This is a genomic window from Methylophaga sp. UBA5088, assembly GCF_002414625.1.
Lineage (GTDB): Bacteria > Pseudomonadota > Gammaproteobacteria > Nitrosococcales > Methylophagaceae > Methylophaga > Methylophaga marina.
Window position 1 is genome coordinate 69,295 of sequence record NZ_DIAC01000134.1, and the last position, 3,331, is coordinate 72,625.

Annotated in this window: 4 protein-coding genes; all 4 read left to right on the forward strand. The window is 43.4% G+C overall.

Translation table 11 applies throughout. The features are described from left to right. Nucleotides 1-213, forward strand: a 213-nt coding sequence (locus B4K20_RS16810; protein ID WP_289283797.1) for a flagellar protein FliT, incomplete at its 5' end; no start/stop codon positions are given. 122 nt (nt 214-335) lie between these two features. After that, complete coding sequence (locus tag B4K20_RS16815) at nt 336-1,817, forward strand: sigma-54 dependent transcriptional regulator (protein WP_289283798.1); 1,482 nt, start codon at nt 336-338, stop codon at nt 1,815-1,817. Nucleotides 1,818-1,944: 127 nt separating this feature from the next. Then, on the forward strand, nt 1,945-3,135 hold the full coding sequence (locus B4K20_RS16820; RefSeq protein WP_289283799.1) for a sensor histidine kinase: 1,191 nt from the start codon (nt 1,945-1,947) through the stop codon (nt 3,133-3,135). Further along, nucleotides 3,132-3,331 (forward strand): response regulator (locus B4K20_RS16825; protein WP_289283800.1); only part of this gene is annotated, 200 nt, incomplete at its 3' end. The genes B4K20_RS16820 and B4K20_RS16825, both read left to right, overlap by 4 nt.

The following is a 3,331-nucleotide window of genomic DNA, read 5'->3' on the forward strand; positions in this document are numbered from 1 at the left end:
ACTTTGACAAAGCTACGGGCGGAATTAATGGAAAGTATATTTCCTCTTGATAATCATGTTGACCAGTCAGAAGCGCGTCCATTAATAGAACAAATTATTAAGTTAAATCAGAGTGTTGAGCAACGTTGTCTTGATGCAAGACAAACGATCCAAACCGAGTTAGGCCAGTTTAATAAAAACAAAAAAGTGGCAGCAGCCTACCAATCTAACTAGTACGTCACATCTTGCTTAAAATTAACCCGTCATAATTTTGACAATGTCTGCCAGAAAATGCTTAACTCCAGTTATTCAAGGCTTATCGCCAGTTTAAAACCCAGTGAAGAGATGGAGTGAGTATGAGTGTAAATAATGTATTGGTCGTGGAAAGTGATATTGACCGATGCGAGATGTTAAGCACACTCATTGAGTTTATAAATTGTCAGCCGGTGGTGATTTCAGAATCAGACCTTTGGTTTGAGCATGTAGAAAACCTTGATGATGTGGTGATGGCCATAGTGGGTGACTGCGGCGGGCAAAATCAAACTAAGCAGTTACTTCGAGAACTGGTTAATCATGACTCACGGGTTCCCGTCTTTGTTCTTGAATCTTCCTCTGGCGAAGCATTAGACTTTCCAGGCACCATTGGTTCTATACGTTACCCCATTAAGTATCCTCAACTCAGCAATGCGTTACAGCAGGCGACCATCTATCGGGGGATGACGGCTGAAGCCAGCACACCCAATAACTTATTCCGGTCACTGGTAGGAAATAGTCGGCTCATTAAGAATGTGCAGCGGATGATTGATCAGGTCTCTGACTCAGAAGCCAATGTGCTAATTCTGGGCGAGTCAGGAACTGGTAAAGAAGTCGTTGCTCGTAACTTACATCACTTTTCATCCAGAAGAGATAAACCCTTTGTGCCAGTCAATTGTGGGGCCATTCCAGGAGAGTTACTGGAAAGTGAGTTATTTGGTCACGAAAAAGGTGCTTTTACCGGGGCGATAACGGCCAGAAAAGGACGTTTTGAAATGGCTGAAGGTGGCACATTATTTCTGGATGAAATAGGCGATATGCCACTGCCAATGCAGGTCAAACTGTTACGTGTACTCCAAGAAAGAACCTATGAAAAAGTAGGCAGTAATAAAACACAAACAGCCAATGTTCGCGTGATTGCCGCCACACATCGTAACCTCGAAGAGCATATTGCTGATGGTCGGTTCCGTGAAGATTTATTTTACCGACTGAATGTCTTTCCTATTGAAATGCCAGCATTAAGAGACAGACCAGAAGATATTCCGCTGCTGATTCATGAATTGATTAAACGTATTGAACATGAAAACAGAGGCACTATTCGACTCACCCCTGCTGCGATTACCTCATTATGCCGTTACCCATGGCCTGGAAATGTGCGTGAATTAGCGAATGTGGTCGAACGATTAGTGATTCTCTATCCATACGGCACGGTCGATTTTGATGATCTTCCAGAGAAGTATCAGCTAGAAGGTGATGAATTACCTGAAGAAATTACCAGCATCATTGCCGCTGGCCCACAGCAAGAAGCTTCAAGGAATCTACCTGAGGCATCGCCAGAGATTAAATCCGTGCCAGAGACATCCTCTGACCCAGTTAATTCAACCTCTAGCCCAGAAGATATGGTGTTGCCAGAAGATGGTATTGATCTGAAAGAACATCTTGCCAATCTTGAATATCTATTGATAAAACAAGCGATAGATGATGCTGAGGGCGTGGTTGCTCATGCAGCGAATAAACTGAAAATGCGTAGAACAACGCTAGTAGAGAAAATGCGTAAATACGTGATTCAACGCGATACTGAATAATCGAAGGAACAACGTCGATCTTTTGACGTATTCTATTTAAGTATCTGATAAATAAGGTTTTATGTTTTGGGCATGGTAATTGCTCAGGCTCTAATACAATGCAATAGTGCATGTAGGAGCAAGAAACATGAATCTGAAATTATCACTGGGTGATCATTTTCAACAATCGAATTATCAGTCGCAACCCTTTTCACGAGACATCGATCTCAGCACTATTTCAAATGTCAGCCATATCTCAGCTGAACATATTCAACAACCCAATAACACCGATGCGGATCAACTTGCCAATCGTCATAGTCGTTTATTGGCTGTGCTACCCGCAGGCGTTGTAGTAATTGATGGTTCCGGCTTTATTCAAGAAGCCAATGAGGCAGCGATATCGCTATTGGGTGAACCTTTGTCAGGTGAGCGTTGGGTAAATGTCATTGAACGGGCTTTTGATCCCAAGCCGAGTGATGGTCATGATGTTTCCTTAAAAGATGGCCGCCTGGTTCACATTTCAACGAACCCACTTGGTCATGAACCTGGACAAATTATCCTACTACAGGATGTAACCGATACTCGAGCACTGCAAAGTAAAGTTTCCCATCTGCAGCGTTTATCGACCATCGGTGAAGTCACAGCAAGACTGGCTCACCAAATCAGAACCCCTCTGTCATCTGCCATGCTCTATCTTTCACCTTTACTGAAGGAGGGGGCTGATGAACAAGTTAAGCAGCGTTTTGCGACAAGAGTAAAAGACAGTCTCACCCATATGGAGCAGTTGATTCGTGATCTTTTATCTTTCTCTAGAGGGAATATGGCATCACCCTCACCGGTGGCGGTGAGTGAGTTATTAAGTGAATTAGAACAACAGTTTTCTGCTCAAAATGATGTAGAAAACAGCACAGTGACGATGACACTCGTCAACCAGGTTAATGACGATTACATCTATGGTAGTCAATCTGCATTAATCAGCGCCATTACCAATCTACTCAATAATGCTCGTCAAGCATGTGAAGGTCATGGTCAGATTGAGGTGATGGCAGAGTACGCTGAAAATAACGCCAAAGAACAATGCATCCAGATCAGCGTAAATGACAATGGAGAGGGGATGTCTGAAGCTGAGCTAAATAAAGTGTTAACGCCTTTCTACACCACTCGTTCTAATGGCACCGGACTTGGGCTTGCCGTTGTTCAGTCAATTGTCAAAGCCCATAGAGGCTTACTTGCGATCGAAAGTGAACCCAAAAAAGGCAGCTCAGTAAAATTATTGTTTCCTATTTATACATCAGCAAATACATCGCCAGAGCAAGCAGAAGAGGAGGTCGCATTATGAATCACTCAAATATCTTAGTGGTCGAGGATGATGCTAATCTTCGCACGGCATTATGCGACACACTTGAACTCGCTGGTTATCGAGTCGTTGGCATGGAGCATGGTCAGTCTGCACTGGATAAGATAGCCAGCGAGCCTGTAGGTTTACTATTAAGTGACTTACAGATGTCACCGATGGATGGACATACTTTACTGCA